The 17,196-nt window shown below is 29.5% G+C and carries 10 protein-coding genes, 1 tRNA gene and 1 rRNA gene; 6 read left to right on the top strand and 6 right to left on the bottom strand.

Annotated features, from left to right (window positions below):
- The first annotated feature begins 16 nt into the window (after nt 1-16).
- Entirely contained in the window at nt 17-1,384 is a 1,368-nt protein-coding gene (gene mnmE, locus FVIR_RS01430) for a tRNA uridine-5-carboxymethylaminomethyl(34) synthesis GTPase MnmE (RefSeq protein WP_067498021.1), read from the top strand.
- Between the two features lie 407 nt (nt 1,385-1,791).
- Here mnmE and FVIR_RS02740 read toward each other — a convergent pair whose 3' ends face one another.
- A complete protein-coding gene (locus tag FVIR_RS02740) occupies nt 1,792-1,923 on the bottom strand; it encodes a hypothetical protein (protein ID WP_269447253.1) in 132 nt (43 codons plus the stop codon).
- 1,948 nt (nt 1,924-3,871) lie between these two features.
- Nucleotides 3,872-5,761, bottom strand: a complete 1,890-nt coding sequence (gene mnmG, locus FVIR_RS01425) for a tRNA uridine-5-carboxymethylaminomethyl(34) synthesis enzyme MnmG (RefSeq protein ID WP_067498018.1) — start codon at nt 5,759-5,761, stop codon at nt 3,872-3,874.
- A gap of 2,284 nt (nt 5,762-8,045) precedes the next feature.
- Between mnmG and FVIR_RS01420 the strand changes: the two genes are divergently transcribed.
- Nucleotides 8,046-8,118, top strand: a tRNA-Glu gene (locus FVIR_RS01420).
- Nucleotides 8,119-8,228: 110 nt separating this feature from the next.
- Nucleotides 8,229-8,344 (top strand): 5S ribosomal RNA (gene rrf / locus FVIR_RS01415).
- 208 nt (nt 8,345-8,552) lie between these two features.
- On the opposite strand, the gene fis is transcribed toward rrf, so the two are convergent.
- The 4 genes from fis to aroQ form a co-directional block, all read right to left on the bottom strand.
- The gene (gene fis, locus FVIR_RS01410; protein ID WP_067498015.1) at nt 8,553-8,849 is read right to left on the bottom strand and encodes a DNA-binding transcriptional regulator Fis; all 297 of its coding nucleotides are present in this window, start codon (nt 8,847-8,849) and stop codon (nt 8,553-8,555) included.
- A 1,007-nt stretch (nt 8,850-9,856) separates the two neighbouring features.
- On the bottom strand, nt 9,857-11,197 hold the full coding sequence (gene accC / locus FVIR_RS01405) for an acetyl-CoA carboxylase biotin carboxylase subunit (RefSeq protein ID WP_067498012.1): 1,341 nt from the start codon (nt 11,195-11,197) through the stop codon (nt 9,857-9,859).
- 11 nt (nt 11,198-11,208) lie between these two features.
- Complete coding sequence (accB, locus tag FVIR_RS01400; protein WP_067498009.1) at nt 11,209-11,655, bottom strand: acetyl-CoA carboxylase biotin carboxyl carrier protein; 447 nt, start codon at nt 11,653-11,655, stop codon at nt 11,209-11,211.
- 20 nt (nt 11,656-11,675) lie between these two features.
- Nucleotides 11,676-12,128 carry a type II 3-dehydroquinate dehydratase gene (gene aroQ, locus FVIR_RS01395; RefSeq protein WP_067498006.1) on the bottom strand — a complete coding sequence of 151 codons (453 nt, stop codon included), beginning with the start codon at nt 12,126-12,128 and terminating at the stop codon, nt 11,676-11,678.
- A gap of 2,397 nt (nt 12,129-14,525) precedes the next feature.
- Here aroQ and mreB point away from each other — a divergent pair.
- From mreB to mreD, 3 genes are read left to right on the top strand one after another with little or no spacing between them, the layout of a single operon-like run.
- A complete protein-coding gene (gene mreB / locus FVIR_RS01385; protein ID WP_067498000.1) occupies nt 14,526-15,569 on the top strand; it encodes a rod shape-determining protein MreB in 1,044 nt (347 codons plus the stop codon).
- 47 nt (nt 15,570-15,616) lie between these two features.
- The gene (mreC, locus tag FVIR_RS01380) at nt 15,617-16,666 is read left to right on the top strand and encodes a rod shape-determining protein MreC (protein WP_082799138.1); all 1,050 of its coding nucleotides are present in this window, start codon (nt 15,617-15,619) and stop codon (nt 16,664-16,666) included.
- Complete coding sequence (gene mreD, locus FVIR_RS01375) at nt 16,644-17,132, top strand: rod shape-determining protein MreD (RefSeq protein ID WP_067497997.1); 489 nt, start codon at nt 16,644-16,646, stop codon at nt 17,130-17,132. The genes mreC and mreD overlap by 23 nt, the downstream gene beginning before the upstream one ends.
- Nucleotides 17,133-17,196: the final 64 nt, after the last annotated feature.

The raw sequence follows: 17,196 nt of genomic DNA, 5'->3' as shown, positions 1-17,196 counted from the left end.
AGAAAGTGAATATTCAATGAAAAAGACAGATACTATTGTTGCTATTGCTACTCCGCCAGGAAACAGCGGTATCGGTATATTGCGTATCTCAGGCTCCTTAACCACTCAAGTGTCCTTCACATTGTTACATAAGCTACCATTACCACGTCAAGCGGAATATCTATCCTTTCGAGCTGATAACAGTACGATTCTTGATCAAGGTATTGCGCTGTTTTTTCCAGCTCCTAATTCCTTTACTGGAGAAGATGTTTTAGAATTACAAGGTCATGGCAGTCCAATTATTTTAGATTTATTACTACAACGTATCATCAAGATACCTGGCGTGCGCATTGCACGACCTGGCGAGTTCTCAGAACGCGCTTTTCTTAATAATAAATTGGATTTAGCTCAGGCAGAGGCCATCGCTGATCTTATAGATGCCAGCTCAAGCCAGGCTGCACGATTAGCGATCAACTCTCTACAAGGTTCGTTTTCTAGCCGTATTCATGAATTAGTAGAAGCACTTATTGACCTACGTGCCTATATTGAAACAATTATTAACTTTCCCGATGAAGAAATTGATTTTCTTTTTGAAGGCAAAATAAAAACTAGCTTAAATAATGTTATTATTAGCTTAGAAAAGCTTCAAAAAGAAGCGCGTCAAGGTAATCTTCTACGAGAAGGAATAAAGGTAGTGATTGCTGGTAAGCCTAACTCTGGTAAATCTACTTTGCTTAATACGTTGGCAAAACGAGAAGTGTCAATCGTTACAGCTATTGCAGGTACAACACGCGATGTTATATGTGAGCATATCAACTTTGATGGTATACCAATGCATATTATCGATACTGCCGGATTACGAGATTCTATCGATGAAGTAGAACGTATCGGAATTGAGCGCGCTTGGCGTGAAATTGAACAGGCTGATCATGTAATACTTATGGTAGACGGTACTGTTACTCCCATTAATGAACCTAATATATTATGGCCGGTTTTTATTAATCATTTACCTCCGGCGATACCGGTTACTGTGATACGAAATAAAGCAGATCTAACTGGTGAAAAAGTTGGTTGTGTTCAATTAGATAGTTACTCACTTATTACACTATCAGCACAGTCTATCGAAAATGTTGACTTATTGCGCTATCATCTAAAACAGAGCGTAGGTTTTACCAGCGATAGTGGAGGTTTTTTTTTAGCACGTCGTCGTCATCTTAATGCTCTAGAGGCTGCCGAAATTCATTTAAAAAAAGGTAAAGAGCATTTAGTAAATGCTTATAATACTATCGAATTCCTAGCAGAGGAATTGTGTTTGGCACAACAATCTCTGAGCGAGATTACAGGAGAATTTAGATCAGATGACTTGCTTAGCAAAATTTTTTCTAGTTTTTGTATCGGTAAGTAAGTTTATAATAAATCGATTCTTGTAGAGAAATTTTTAAGCATATATTAGGTATTATCAGATTTATTTGAGATTTGCTCTATGAGAATAGTTTATATGCATAAATTAAATAGAAGAAAATTCTAATTTCTAACTTATCGAAAATATGATATTAGATATATTTACTTCTTATGAGTATTGACCGAATAAAAAAAAGAAACAAAATAATACGAGCGATACATTATTATGTTAATAATAGTAAGATTAATAGGTAAACTACTCATCTCGATTAGTTATTAAGATAAAACTATATTTGTTTTTAACTAACTATTATAAAAACTAGTAATTTAATTAGGAGAAACTCATTAGTAAATATTAATAATGTTTATTAATATTTTGGTAATATATTAATATTTTATATAAAAAATCAATCATGCAAGAACATAGACGTCATACAATCTAATACCATACAGATAACCAAGATGGGCTACTTGTATTAAAGTACTGTCAACTTCATGATTAATTTCTTTAATAGAAAGAACACTAATTTCAATTTCTAACAAGGTTATTAGTACTATATAAGATTCTTGTATCAGAGAGAAAATTAGTAATATTATAGATAATTATCAAACTAAGATAACAAAGTATTTTTGTTAACTAAAATGAGACAGAATAATTAATAGACTATCCAAATGTACCACGAGTATGAAATAACAGAACTTATAGATAATTGCTACTTTATAAGATAAACTGATTATTATCTCTAGCTATGAATAAGAAACTGTAATAAAAATAGCAATACATGCTGTGAGTAATAATTTTGATATATCTTGCTCGGAATTAATAATGCATTAATATAATTATTTAATTATAATAGTATTACTTTGTTTTAATTAAAGTAATATTACAAAATAAGTTTTCGAACGAATATGAATAATATTAGTGCTATTAAATAAAGAATGTACTAGTAGTTTTTATGTTCTATTTTTGTCAGTTACGTTCAATTGCCTAATTCTTATTTTTTTCAAAAATAAAAAGGAGATATTGTTTCAACGAAATTATCATGTATATTTCATCATACCTTCTTACTAAGGTATAACTGAGTAAATAGACTAAGAGTACTACATATATTTTTGATAACAGTATAAAGATTAACGATCACATTATCATATCTTTAATAAAAGATCATAAACTACTTTTAGTATGATATTTCTATTAACAGATGGATCTTATTTTATATTACAATTTGTCGCATATTGTCGCGTAGATAAAATAGTTAAGAGCAGACAGCATCATACTAATTAATAATGAGCAATTTGTTTTCCGATAAAAATTTTCTTTAATTAAACTGGATATAATTAATTTTTCATACCTTCAACTTCTATCTTTTTAGTAGATTGAACCGAATTTTTTAAAATCTTCATACTGATCTATATAATGATTTTTATAAAAAATAAAATTAGATTTATATGTTATATTTTATATCTGTTATAGATATATTTTATATCTCTCTTATTAGAGATAAGAATACTAGTATTAATTTCTTTAATCTGCTATTTCTACTTATTTACATTTTTCTTCTTAAGAATTAAGTTTGTCAAACATCACTGTTAGTAGGTTATTATTTCTATCGAACGTACCGCTATTAAGTACTGTAATATATTAGGAAAAATAAGATATATATCGTTGTATAAAATTATATATATTTCTTCAATAATATATTTTATTACTTTTACTGAAATCGAAATTAGTTTTTTCAGTAAAATAGAAATTATATAACTTTACTTTTCCCATAGTAAGAGTAATGACGCTTATTTTTTAAGAATTATTATTCTTGATGAGATATAATTATTATTTGTAATTTTGCAATTATAATATACTATATATTTTATTATAAAAATATTTTCTAAATTCTAGATCTATATAATAAATTTTTAAATCAAATGTATATTAAAAAAAAGATAATAGTAGTGTAATTAAATATTTTATTGCAATAGATATAAATTTATTTTATAAGCTTTATTTTTAACTAATTTTAATTAAAAAAAATTTAGCTATACAAAATATATAATTATTAATTAATTTTATAAATTAGATCATTTATTAGATTACTAATAGTTTTATTATTGTTTTATAAAAATTAAAAAATTAGTTGTAATTAATATAATAATAAGATTTATTAATGTGTATTTTTTAAATACATATTCATTTTTTATAACCTCATCTAAATTTTTTCTAGAAATTGCAAATTTCAATTTAATCATTCTATTAAATAGGTAAATATATTCAGTATAAAGATATATATTATCCACAAATTTAATAGTAGTTAACACTAATATATAATAGCTTATTACGGATAATTCACGATTAAACAGCGCTATTTATTTAGCTATAAACAGACGATATTTTATTAAAGTAATATACTTCCACATTAGAGAATATAATATATCTCAAGTATTCGATAATAATATTACGGTTAACTCTATAAGTATCGATACTTTTCTAATGTTATTAGACACTACAGCGAAGAAGCCCCTTTTTTTTAAGCCAAATTAACAAAATAGAAATCGCTGCTGGTGTAATGCCAGGAATACGTGATGCTTGACCAATAGAATTAGGTTTATGCTCATTTAGTTTATCAATCACTTCGTTAGATATACCTGAAAGAGTGCTAAAATCTATTTCTGTTGGAATAAAAATGTGCTCATGCCGTATTTTACGTGTAATTTCCTCTTGCTGACGAGCAATATAGCCTTGATACTTAATCTGAATTTCGACCTGTTCTGCTGCCTGGATATCAGTAAGCGCTGGGCTAAAATATTTAAAGTTTGTCAACTGCTTATAATTTATCTCTGGACGACGTAGAAGTTCTTCACCATTAGCTTCACGTATCAATGGTGATTTAAGTAATGAATTAAGCTGTTCGACTCCATCACTATGTAGATGTATCCAGGTGTTTCGTAAACGCTGACGCTCGTACTCAATTTGTTCCTGTTTGGAACAGAAACGCGCCCAACGCAGATCGTCTACCATTCCTAATTGTCGACCAATTTCTGTTAGACGCAGATCAGCATTATCTTCCCGTAATAGTAGTCGATATTCAGCGCGAGAAGTAAACATGCGGTAGGGTTCTTTAGTACCTAAAGTACATAAATCATCTACTAAAACACCGAGATAGGCTTGATCACGTCGCGGAAACCAACCATCTTTCTCTGTGGCTAACCGAGCTGCGTTTAAACCAGCTAGCATGCCTTGTGCAGCAGCCTCTTCATATCCGGTAGTACCGTTAATTTGTCCTGCAAAAAACAATCCATTGATTAGTTTACTTTCCAACGTTAGCTTAAGATCACGTGGATCAAAAAAATCATACTCAATAGCATAACCAAAACGAACAATGCGTGCATTCTCTAATCCGGAAATAGAATGAATAATTTTCATTTGAACATCGAATGGCATGCTTGTTGAGATACCATTAGGATAAATTTCATTACTTGTTAGTCCTTCTGGTTCAAGAAAGATCTGATGGGAATGACGATCAGCAAATCGCATCACTTTATCTTCAATGGATGGACAATAACGCGGACCTACGCTTTCAATGATACCAGTATACATAGGACTACGATCTAAGTTCTGTCGGATGATTTCATGGGTTTTCTTATTAGTATAGGTAATATAGCAGGGAATTTGACGAGGATGCTGATCTACTGAGCCTAGGAATGAAAAAACAGGTAATGGATTATCACTGTGTTGTATTGTTAGTTGTGAAAAATTAATACTGTGCGCATCAATACGTGGTGGTGTACCAGTTTTTAATCGATTTACTCGAAAAGGCAACTCACGTAGATGATGAGAGAGAGAAATTGAAGACGGATCACCTGCCCGTCCACCGCTATAATGATCCATACCGATATAGATCTTGCCATCAAGAAAAGTTCCCATGGTTAGAACAACAGCACGGGCAATAAATTTTATCCCTATTTGAGTTACTGCTCCAATTACGTTGTTATCTTTTAGAATTAGATTCTCAACTACTTGTTGTAAGATTACTAGATTAGGTTGATTCTCTAGTGCGCTTCGTATCTCTCGCTTATAAAGTATACGATCCGCTTGTGCACGGGTAGCTCTGACTGCAGGTCCTTTACTAGCATTTAGTACCCTAAATTGGATACCAGCCTTATCAATAGCCTGAGCCATTAGACCACCCATAGCATCGATTTCTTTTAGCAAATGTCCTTTTCCTATACCACCGATTGCTGGGTTACAGGACATTTCTCCAATCGTATTAATATTATGAGTCAGAAGCAAGGTTTTACATCCAATTCGTGACGATGCCATTGCCGCTTCAGTACCAGCATGACCACCACCAATAATGATAACATCAAAGTGATCAGGATAAAACATAGTAAATCACCTCACGTGAAAATATAGGATTTAAATAAAAATTAGAGAATAGGATTCTCCGTCATTTAATTAAGATATAAGTTCATAAATTCCGAAGGAAATTAAAGAAGGATTTAATATTTAAAGATATATAGTAATCTCTACTACTAAAATAGTAATTACATATTTGTTAACTATTTATTAATTTATATAAGAAATTATAGATCCGTTTAAACTATAAATAATAAGTGATCTTCGATGATATAGGATAGTATTTTCTATTATAAGAATCTATAAGTATATAATATATATAAATTATACATTAGACAAATATTGGTTGTATTTGCTTTTTAATCAGACATTTTACAATGTAAAATTATATAAATATTTTTATTTGCATAATCTAATTACAAACTTAAACTCCTATTAACATAGGAGATAAACGTAAATATTAAAAATATTTTTATCATTAACTACTCTAGAAATATCTTAATATTCTTCGGTAACTTACTAGTTTTGTTAGTAAAAGTAACCAGTAACTACATATCTCTTATAGCTTAATTTTCTATTAATTTTAGATTATTATAGAATGTTTATATTCAATCTATATCTTAACAAAATAGCATAATATAATTAAAACATATTGGATTCTATCTAGAATTCTTTTTCCTATAATGACTGAGACGACTTATAAAATAAGATTACAGTCTCAGCAGATTAATATATTTTATAAATATTTATATATTATCAATACGTATTTTAATACATAGCTTATATTTCTTTTCAGAAAAAACTATTAAAGTAATATATAATGTAATCTATCTGTTTAAATCTAAAATTTAGTTATATTTAGGTAATAATGCCTGATTTTTATTTTCTATTCGTACGTGCATAATAGTGATAAGACTAACGCATTATAAATGCATCTCTAACCAACTATCAGCTATATTGAAATTTATTCTAGGAGATACAGAGATATCATGAATTTTATCAAAAAATGTTTTTAAATTTAAGTGAATTCCTATACATCTTAAATATTAGAAAAATATAAAATTAAGTAATTTCTCTTACTTTCAGATAAAAAGTAATAACTATTTTAAAAAATAGAACTAACAATATATGTTTCGAAGAAAATATTACTATAAAGTAAAACTGAATCATTCAATATTAATCTTATAGTCTATTTTAGATAATAAAATTACTTGTCTCTTTGAGAAATGAGTATTAGATAATAATTATATATAATATATCTGTTTAACTTTATTTATTATTAATTCTTATTAATTTTAATTAAACGAAAAACTATTATTCAAAAAATAATTTTTAATAATTTTAAAGAAATTAATTTAAACATAATTAAAAATTATAAATATTTTCTTATAGTGTATATGCTATACTAAATATTTTATATTGATTTTATATTGGTATTAGTATAATTTCTTTCTGTATATTAGATAGGTATCTTTTAGTTATATGATTTTATTTATATTTGTTCTTTTATTTTTATAAAATATCAATAAAAGCGATATTTAAACACTAATATTTTATTTAAAAAATATTAGTGTTTAAATTGATTCTAGTATTAATAAATAATTGGACTATTAGCTAAAATTATTTTATGGAAAAATCGCAATTAAAGTAATTATTAATCTCTATAGTTTCGATAATTAAATTGGTAAAAATTTATAAACATAACAATATAAAAGTCTGTATTTCTGTATTAATGCTTATTGCAGAATAAAAAATTAAATATTTATAACGCTTATATATTTATTAGATATGGCTTATTACTATATTTATATAGTATATTACGTTATTTCTGTATATTTGTAATCATTAATTTATATACTACTCTGATATTGTTATACGCAGAAAAGACTTATTCTATAAGTGTATAGAAGAATCATTTATCATCATTTATCATTTTTGATGAAAAATAAATCAATTAAAATATATTTATAAATAATGCTTGTTAATAATTATAAAAGCGGTATAATGTCAAGAAAATCTTGAAAAGAGATAATCTTATTACACTGATTCAATTGAGTTTAAGTTATTATATAGAAAATAAAAGCTTGACTCTGCAATGAAAATATATAAAATCTAGTATTCAAAATTTATTATAAACGCATTCTCGGAATGTTCTAGTTGTAGAAAATCTCTAATTTTTAGAAAAATTTTTGTTATTCGTAATAATGATTATAATAAAATAGCTATACAAAGGAACTTATAACTGATACTTTGAGTAATTAGTTAATATATAGATTAACTAACAATTTTTCTGTGTTTATGTTAATTTTTTCGAGTCCCCTTCGTCTAGTGGCTTAGGACACTGCCCTTTCACGGCGGCAACAGGGGTTCGAATCCCCTAGGGGACGATACTTATTATTAAGTAATAAGTATACCTTGATTTTAATCTGTTTTGCAAAAAAATTGCGATAAGCCGATAAGCAATAAACAGATGATATTCTATATAGAATAAGATTTGCCTGGCGGCAAAAGCGCGATGGTCCCACCTGATCCCATGCCGAACTCAGAAGTGAAACGTCGTAGCGCCGATGGTAGTTTGGGGTTTCCCCATGCGAGAGTAGGGAACTGCCAGGCATTTATGTCGTATGTTTGCTTCTGGTATTAAATACAGTTTTTACTATTATTAATTTTTGCTTTAATTATTGTTACATTATTATGAAATTTGTTTTTTATTAACTCAAGCTATAGTGATAAGCACTATAGTTCTATTATTAAATAGCATTTTTATCAATACTTATAAGTATTGATAAAATTTATTATAAAAATAAAATAATTAATTTTATTAATTCATACCGTATTTTTTTAATTTTTTACGTAAAGTACCACGATTTATTCCCATAATTTGTGCTGCGCGAGTTTGATTGCCGCGCGTATGTTGCATGAGTATATCTAATAAAGGCTGTTCTGTTTCAGATAATACCAGTTCATAAAGGTCGTTCACATCTTCAGTCTTTAGTTGAGAGAAATAATTCTTCATTGCTTGTTTTATAAAATCACGCAGAGGTTTTTTTATTACCTGATTTTGAGAATTAATGGTTGGAATAATTAATATGTCAGAATTTACGTGTTGTTCGAACATAATTTTATTTGCTCTTTTTGTTATGAAAAATTTATAAAGTACGCTTCAACGCTTCTAGATGTCTGTTAATATTTTATACAACATTAATTTTTTCTCAAATTATATAATATACACTTGTAAAAATTATGACATGCAATTTTGATTATAAACTTTTATTGCCTAGATAACAAAAGTTTATAATTTTAATATATATTATCAAAAATAATTGATCTTGTCTAATTGACGCGCAAAATATAAAATTAATAGCAAGTATTCGACCTATCACCTTATTATGAGCATATTTTCCTTTGCTGTAATTTGGCATTACCTTAACTTGTTTTAGAAAAAAGCATTGATTTTATTAGAAATAATAAAACTTGAATATATACTATTCAATTGCCTGAATATTCTCTTGTTTCTCTAGTTTTATTTTTTTGACAGGAAAAGTTTAATTAAAAGAATTAATAGTTCCAATTTTATGGTATAAAACTCTTTAGATAAATTATTAAGTTGTATAACGATTGTAATAATATTAAAAACGGTTTTTATACCACTTTATTTAGTCCAGTAAGATATAATATCTTACATCGCTTAAATACTAGATTTATTACTATTATACCATATTAAAATTTAACTTATTATTTTAATAAATCTAATATTTTTATATATTAAATTGGTTAATATATAAAATTGTAGTAACAATAGCGATAATAGTGATGTAACATTTAAAAGCGATTTTCAGCTAGAAATTCTAGTAATTTTAATATTAATAGCACTAATTAAATTACTAAATTTTATTAAATATTGATGATATAATGCAGTTGAAGACATGTTTAACTATATTTATAAGGTTATATTAGGTCTGTTAACAAAAGAGTTAAGATTGATGTAATTGCCAGTAATAATTATTATCATAACTTAAACCGTCTATTGATTGCTTAGAACAACTATAGAAAAATAACTAATTTTAATTAATTTAAACATATTGTATTAAAGTACAAGCATTCTTGCTTTAATACTCAATTTTCCTATAGTGAGAGTTTTTTCTCCAAATAGTAGATATTAGTTCCACCCCGTTGGAAATTTTCGTCATTCATAATTTTTAAATGCAGATCGATATTAGTTTTGATACCATCGATAATCAGCTCTGTCAGTGCATTTTTCATACGAGCAATAGCTACATCCCTCGTTTCACCAAAGCAAATAAGTTTACCAATCATCGAATCGTAATAAGGTGGTACTGAATAACCAGTATAAATATGAGATTCCCAACGTACACCAAAACCACCTGGTGCATGGAATGCAGTAATTTTTCCTGGACTTGGAAGAAAGTTAATAGGATCTTCAGCATTAATACGACATTCTATCGCATGACCATATTCTCTTACTTCATCCTGCTTTAGAAAGATAGATTGTCCAGAAGCGATTCGTAACTGCTCTTTGATAAGATCTACTCCAGTAATCATCTCAGTAATTGGATGCTCTACTTGAATTCGAGTGTTCATTTCAATAAAGAAAAATTCACCGTTTTCATAGAGAAATTCAAAAGTACCGGCGCCACGGTATCCAATTTCCATGCAAGCTTTAGTGCAATACTCACCGATAAAACAGCGTAGTTCCTTACTAATACCAGGAGCTGGTGCTTCTTCTACTACTTTTTGATGACGACGTTGAATAGAACAGTCTCGCTCAGGAAAATAAAGTACATTACCCTGATCGTCTGCTAGAACTTGAATCTCGATATGGCGTGGATTTTCCAAATACTTTTCCATGTAGACTACATCATTACTGAACGCAGCTTTTGCTTCAGAACGGGTCATACGAATTGAGAAATCCAATTCTTTATTACTTCGTGCTACGCGCATCCCACGCCCACCACCGCCACTAGATGCTTTGATAATTACTGGATAACCGATGTGGTTAGCGATAGCAAAATTTTTATCCATATCTTCCCCTATCGATCCATCAGAACCGGGGATACAGGGAACACCAGCTCTTTTCATCGCACTAATAGCGGAAATTTTATTACCCATTAACATAATAGTTTCTGCACGAGGACCGATGAATATAAAGCCAGAACGTTCCACTTGTTCAGCGAAATCAGCATTTTCTGAAAGAAAACCATAACCTGGGTGGATGGCTACTGAGCAAGTAATTTCTGCTGCAGAAATAATAGCAGGAATATTGAGATAACTTTTTATTGAAGGCGGTGGGCCAATACAGATAGCCTCATCGGCTAGTAGTACATGTTTTAGATCACGATCAGCGGTAGAATGTACAGCTACTGTTTTGATGCCGAGTTCTTTGCATGTACGTAGAATACGCAATGCAATTTCACCGCGGTTTGCGATGACGATTTTATTTAGCATTTGGTACCTCGTTATTCGATGAAGACTAATGGTTCATCGAATTCAACTGGTTGACCATTATCTAATAGGATAGCTTTTACTATACCAGCCTTATCAGATTCAATTTGATTCATCATTTTCATCGCTTCAACTACACAAAGTGTATCACCAATGTTGACCCTTTGACCAACCTTAATAAAAGGTTTTGCATCTGGGGAAGGAGTACAATAAAATGTTCCTACCATTGGGGATCGTACCAAATGACCACTCATAGTTTTTGATACTGGATCGGTTGAATCAGAAGGATACGTAGATTTTTTCTGTACCGCAGGGATATAAGCTTGTTGCATCATTGGATAGGTCGGTTTCGTTGTAGCACGACTAATACGAACCGATTTTTCACCTTCAGAGATTTCTAGCTCAAAAATACTAGATTCTTCGATTAATTCAATCAGTTCTTTGATCTTACAAATATCCATGGATGAATTCCATACTTTAATTAATTAGATGTGGATAAGCGTTTGATTGCTGCCTGCAAAGCAAAGTGATATCCATCGGCGCCGAGACCAAATATTACGCCAACCGCAATATCAGATAGGTAAGAATGATGACGAAACGGTTCCCGTGCATGTATATTTGACAAGTGAATCTCAATAAATGGTATTTCTACTGCTAACAAAGCATCACGTAAAGCGATACTAGTATGAGTAAATGCTGCAGGATTAATAATAATAAAATCAATACTTCCTCGAGATTGATGAATACGGTCAATCAGCGCATGTTCTGAATTAGATTGAAAATGGCTAAGTTTTGCTTTAAGACTTCCAGCTAGAATGCTTAGGTCCGCTATAATATTATCAAAAGTGATATAACCATATTTGTCAGGTTCGCGAATACCAAGCAAATTCAAATTTGGACCATTAAGTAATAAAATATGAAACTTATTAACCATTGGCAATGATCTCCCTTTAATTTATATTATCTTTAAGAAATAACTAATAACAAATAATTTGATTTTTTAATTCATATTTTTCTTTTTAATTTGCTAACGAGATTAGATGTTATGACAGTTTTTAGATTTTTATTAGTAAATTGCTAGAAAAATTTGTAAAGATATCTTATAACAACTTGTTATCAAGGGAAAACAAGATAACGCAACTGGCTATTAGAAAAAAAGTAAAAAATTAATCTTTAATATAATTATTACAAAAAATTTTATAAGAAATATCAGAAGTATTAATGTTACAAACGATTTTTTAATTTATACTTTGCCAAAGTACATTTGTATAAATTAGTAATAAAATAATTTATTTTCTATACAGAGAATTAGATAAATCTAGACTATTAATTCACATCTAAACAATATTTAATAGATATAAAAGATTAATAGTTTTTCTAGTATTAAACATTTCTGATTATGTTTACCTAAAACTATAATGAAGAACCTGTACTATAATTCACATGAGCGTAAAAATTATATTTACTCGATAATATTAAATTTCAGATAATAAGTAGATGTTCTCTATATATCAAATAATTAAAAATTTGCTTTTTATCCTTTTATAAGGATATTTCTATAGTGAACGCTACCTTATCATCATTTTATAGTTACAGTATCTTGATATAGACCTAATAATCAAGAATACATAATAGATGATAGTAGATGTATTATTATATCAAACCGTAATACCTTTATATAAAATATTTTATTTTATCATCGATAAAATAATTTTTTCTACAATATTGATTAATATTATTATTTTTAGATAATAATAATGAGAATGTCTATTCTGTACGTTTTATTAACTTCAGTAGCTTATTTAATTAATAAATCAATATATTCAATACGAATCAATAGCAGATTTTTTAACTATAATAGCTATGTTTTATTTCTGGTAAAACTGTTAATTCTATTGGATATCGAATTAAATCATATTAGATTATATTAATAATTCCTAGTTAAGTAGTTAACAGTAGATAGTCTATATAATATATAATAATATTTATTGAATTATTTTTTATAATAACACCTTAACTGCCGCTATTGCCATAGTTACTCAGCTTGATATCTTATTCTAAGAGACTATTTTTTCTAGATAGTAGATTTAGCTATTCAATAGCTATCAATAAGTAAAATTGCTATTGATATAATATATTGATCACTAATTTGTTATTTCCTTGTTTTTCTCTTTTCTCTATGTTAACTATGTTAGTATAGTTTTGCTTATAAAAACAATTATATCACTGATATAATAACCGTTGGTAACGTTAACTTCCCTACCATATATACGGGATTTATCGAAAAATCTGTTATTTATCTACATAAACACGGTTGCTACAACTAAATAAGAACAGAACAATATAATTATAGAATATAAGCTCTAGAAGATAAGAATTACAGGATTAATCACCAGCTAATCTACGATAACTAAATGCCTTAAAATGTGTGAAGAGTAATGTTAAATAATATATCTGTTATAGAAGATTTTTATAGAAATATAGAAATAGTTAGATTGCTTATTTATTATCTAGCTTTTCTCAGTATTGTAAATACTACAAATTATTATGCTCTATACGCTTCTGTCCAAATTAAACTGCATATTATTATTCGTAATAAGAATAAATTAATTCTTACAGTATAGATTTACTTCTGATTATGCAATACCATCATAAAACGATATAGATTGATTCTTATTAGATTAGAATCTGCTATAAGAGAATTTCTAGTAGAATATTTAGGAATTAATGCATCTAAATTGTTTTGTCGGCTAGTTAGATTCACTTGTTTGCTAATAGTTAGCTTAGTGGAATTAACATGATTAATATTAATTGTATCAGTTTGATATTAATTAGTTATTAAATTGTATTTCAATTTAATAAGTGATCTTAACCAGAGCTAAATCAATTAGTTATTAAATTTTTTATAAGTTTTTTTAAAAGTGTCTTGACATGTTTTTAACTGATTTTTGTGATGCGTTACGAGTGGAAAGCCTTTATTAATTTTATTAAATTATATCATTATAAGAGTTAGCTAGGAATATTTTTAAACTAATCACGTCATTTGACGAATGATTAAAATATTTACGAGATAAGTATGAAATACATTATGATATTAACTTTCAATATATTTCAATAATGTCATATGCGTTATATTAAATTTTAGAAAAACTGATAATTTTGCTTTACTATACTAAAATTAATGCAGAGAATTTTTCGAAAAATATACATATGAGCATTAATAAGAATATTTTAATAATATTCGTGTATTTTACTTTTTTTTCGATACTTTTAGTTGGTAAAGTAACCAAGTTTTACTTTTATCTATAGTTTGTAGGATTACACTTCAGTCATGTTCAAAAAATTTCGTGGCATATTTTCTAATGACTTATCTATCGATCTTGGTACCGCTAATACCCTCATTTACGTAAAAGGACAAGGTATTGTTTTAAACGAACCTTCCGTTGTTGCTATTCGTCAAGATCGTGCTGGATCACCGAAAAGCGTTGCGGCTGTTGGTCATGAAGCGAAGCAAATGCTGGGGCGTACGCCTGGTAATATCGCAGCTATTCGACCAATGAAAGATGGTGTTATTGCTGATTTTTTCGTTACCGAAAAAATGTTACAGCACTTTATAAAACAGGTTCATAGCAATAGTCTTATGCGGCCAAGTCCGCGTGTTCTGGTCTGTGTTCCGGTAGGGGCAACTCAAGTAGAGCGCCGTGCGATTCGCGAATCTGCTCAGGGTGCAGGTGCAAGAGAGGTTTTTTTAATCGAAGAGCCCATGGCTGCTGCTATCGGTGCTGGTTTGCCGGTCTCCGAAGCAACAGGTTCAATGGTGGTAGACATCGGTGGAGGTACTACTGAAGTTGCGGTTATTTCACTTAACGGTGTAGTGTATTCTTCTTCTGTTCGTATTGGTGGAGATCGTTTTGATGAATCTATTATCAACTATGTGCGTCGTAATTATGGTTCACTTATCGGTGAAGCAACAGCAGAGCGGATTAAACACAGTATCGGTTCTGCGTATTTAGATGACGAAGTACATGAAATTGAAGTACGCGGACGAAATCTTGCAGAAGGTGTTCCGCGTGGTTTTACTTTACATTCTAATGAGATTCTAGAAGCATTGCAGGAACCATTAACAGGTATCGTGAGCGCTGTAATGGTAGCTCTCGAGCAGTGTCCGCCAGAACTAGCCTCCGATATTTCAGAACGTGGTATGGTTCTTACTGGCGGTGGCGCTTTACTGCTTAATCTCGATCTTCTGTTAATGGAAGAAACAGGTATTCCGGTTATCATAGCAGAAGATCCTCTCACTTGTGTTGCTCGTGGTGGAGGAAAGGCATTAGAAATGATCGATATGTATGGTGGTGATTTTTTAAGCGAAGAATGAGTTATCTCAAAAAAGAGGGACTTACTTGAGTAAATAATATATAATTTATGAAGCCAATTTTTAGTAGAAGTTGTTCTTTTCAATTGCGGTTTTTTCTAATTGCTATAGTAGCTATTGCTACTATTTTTGCTGATAGTAAACTAGAAATATTCGTAAAAATACGTACGTACATGGATATGGCTATCACTCCTATCTACTTCCTTGTAGATGGCCCACGTCAGATTTTTGATAATATATCACAGATTCTAACAACACATATTCAATTAGCATTGGAAAACCGGAAATTACGAAAAGAACTATTTTTAAAAAACAGTGATCAGCTGTTGCTGGATCAATATAAAAAGGAAAACGCCCACCTTCGTGAATTGTTGGGTTCACCTCTTCGCAAAAATGAACATAAAATGATTACTAGAACAATTTCTACTAATACTGATCTTTATAGTGATCATATTATAATCGATAAAGGGTTAAATCATGGTGTTTATGTTGGTCAACCAGTTATTAGTGATAAAGGCGTAGTAGGCCAAGTGACTGCTACTAATAAATTTACCAGTCGCGTTATGCTAATTTGCGGTACTTCACATGCGTTACCGATTCAGGTATTACGTAATAATATTCGTGTGATTATTGCCGGAAATGGTTGTAACAAGGATTTAAAACTTGAACATTTACCAGGCAATACTGATATCCGTGTTGGAGATGTACTGGTAACTTCTGGTTTAGGCGGTCGATTTCCAGAAGGATATCCTGTTGCAGTGGTATCCTCGGTAAAAGTTGATACCAAACGCGCTTATACTATTATTCATGCTCGACCTAGCGCTGGTTTTCAGCATTTAAATTATTTATTATTGTTATGGAATGCTAATATGCGTAGCGAATTACCGCTTCCACCTGATAAAGTTCATAGAGTAGCCAATGAGCGTTTGATAAAAATGATGTCACAGGTATTGTCACCGTCTGATAATATAACTCAACTTCCACTAGATAAAAATATTTCTAAGCCTAAACTAAATAAAATGGCAACTAAAAGCACTGACAGTAATAAAATCGTACTCGGTATGGAAATACACAATAATGAACCGGTATTATCACCATAGTGGCTATATCATTTGGATTTCATTCTTTTTCGCAATTATTATGCAGATTATGCCATGGCCGTCGAATTTATATCTTTTTCGCCCTTCCTTGCTTAATTTGCTACTTATTTATTGGGTGGTAGCATTGCCATATCGAGTTAACCTCGGTACTGGGTTTATACTTGGGCTAATAATGGATCTAGTTATCGGTTCAACGCTAGGAGTACATTCTTTAGGTTTCATTATTCTTACCTATCTAGCAATATTTAAGTTTAATCCATTTCTCAATATGGTTATTTTTCAACAAGTTATTGTTGTAATATCACTATCATTATTAACTCAAGTAGTCGTATTCTTGACTGAATACTTATTAATTAATGCTTCATTCCATCCAGAAATATTTTGGAGAAGTATAGTAGATGGTTTATTATGGCCTTGGTTATTTTCATTGATGTGCAAAATACGATGTCAATTTTATATTCAGTAGTGATAAAAAATCGAAATAGTTGTAATATATCTAGTATTTGCTTCTCTCCAAATATAAAGAATAA

Source organism: Candidatus Gullanella endobia, from assembly GCF_900048035.1.
Taxonomy (GTDB): domain Bacteria; phylum Pseudomonadota; class Gammaproteobacteria; order Enterobacterales; family Enterobacteriaceae; genus Gullanella; species Gullanella endobia.
Note: the sequence above shows the minus strand (reverse complement) of the source record. Positions and strands in the feature narration are given on the sequence as shown.

Coding starts and splice junctions, on each gene's coding strand:
- mnmE (WP_067498021.1), top strand. CDS start 17: ATGAAAAAGACAGATACTATTGTTGCTATTGCTACTCCGCCAGGAAAC.
- mnmG (WP_067498018.1), bottom strand. CDS start 5,761: ATGTTTTATCCTGATCACTTTGATGTTATCATTATTGGTGGTGGTCAT.
- fis (WP_067498015.1), bottom strand. CDS start 8,849: ATGTTCGAACAACACGTAAATTCTGACATATTAATTATTCCAACCATT.
- accC (WP_067498012.1), bottom strand. CDS start 11,197: ATGCTAAATAAAATCGTCATCGCAAACCGCGGTGAAATTGCATTGCGT.
- accB (WP_067498009.1), bottom strand. CDS start 11,655: ATGGATATTTGTAAGATCAAAGAACTGATTGAATTAATCGAAGAATCT.
- aroQ (WP_067498006.1), bottom strand. CDS start 12,128: ATGGTTAATAAGTTTCATATTTTATTACTTAATGGTCCAAATTTGAAT.
- mreB (WP_067498000.1), top strand. CDS start 14,526: ATGTTCAAAAAATTTCGTGGCATATTTTCTAATGACTTATCTATCGAT.
- mreC (WP_082799138.1), top strand. CDS start 15,617: ATGAAGCCAATTTTTAGTAGAAGTTGTTCTTTTCAATTGCGGTTTTTT.
- mreD (WP_067497997.1), top strand. CDS start 16,644: ATGAACCGGTATTATCACCATAGTGGCTATATCATTTGGATTTCATTC.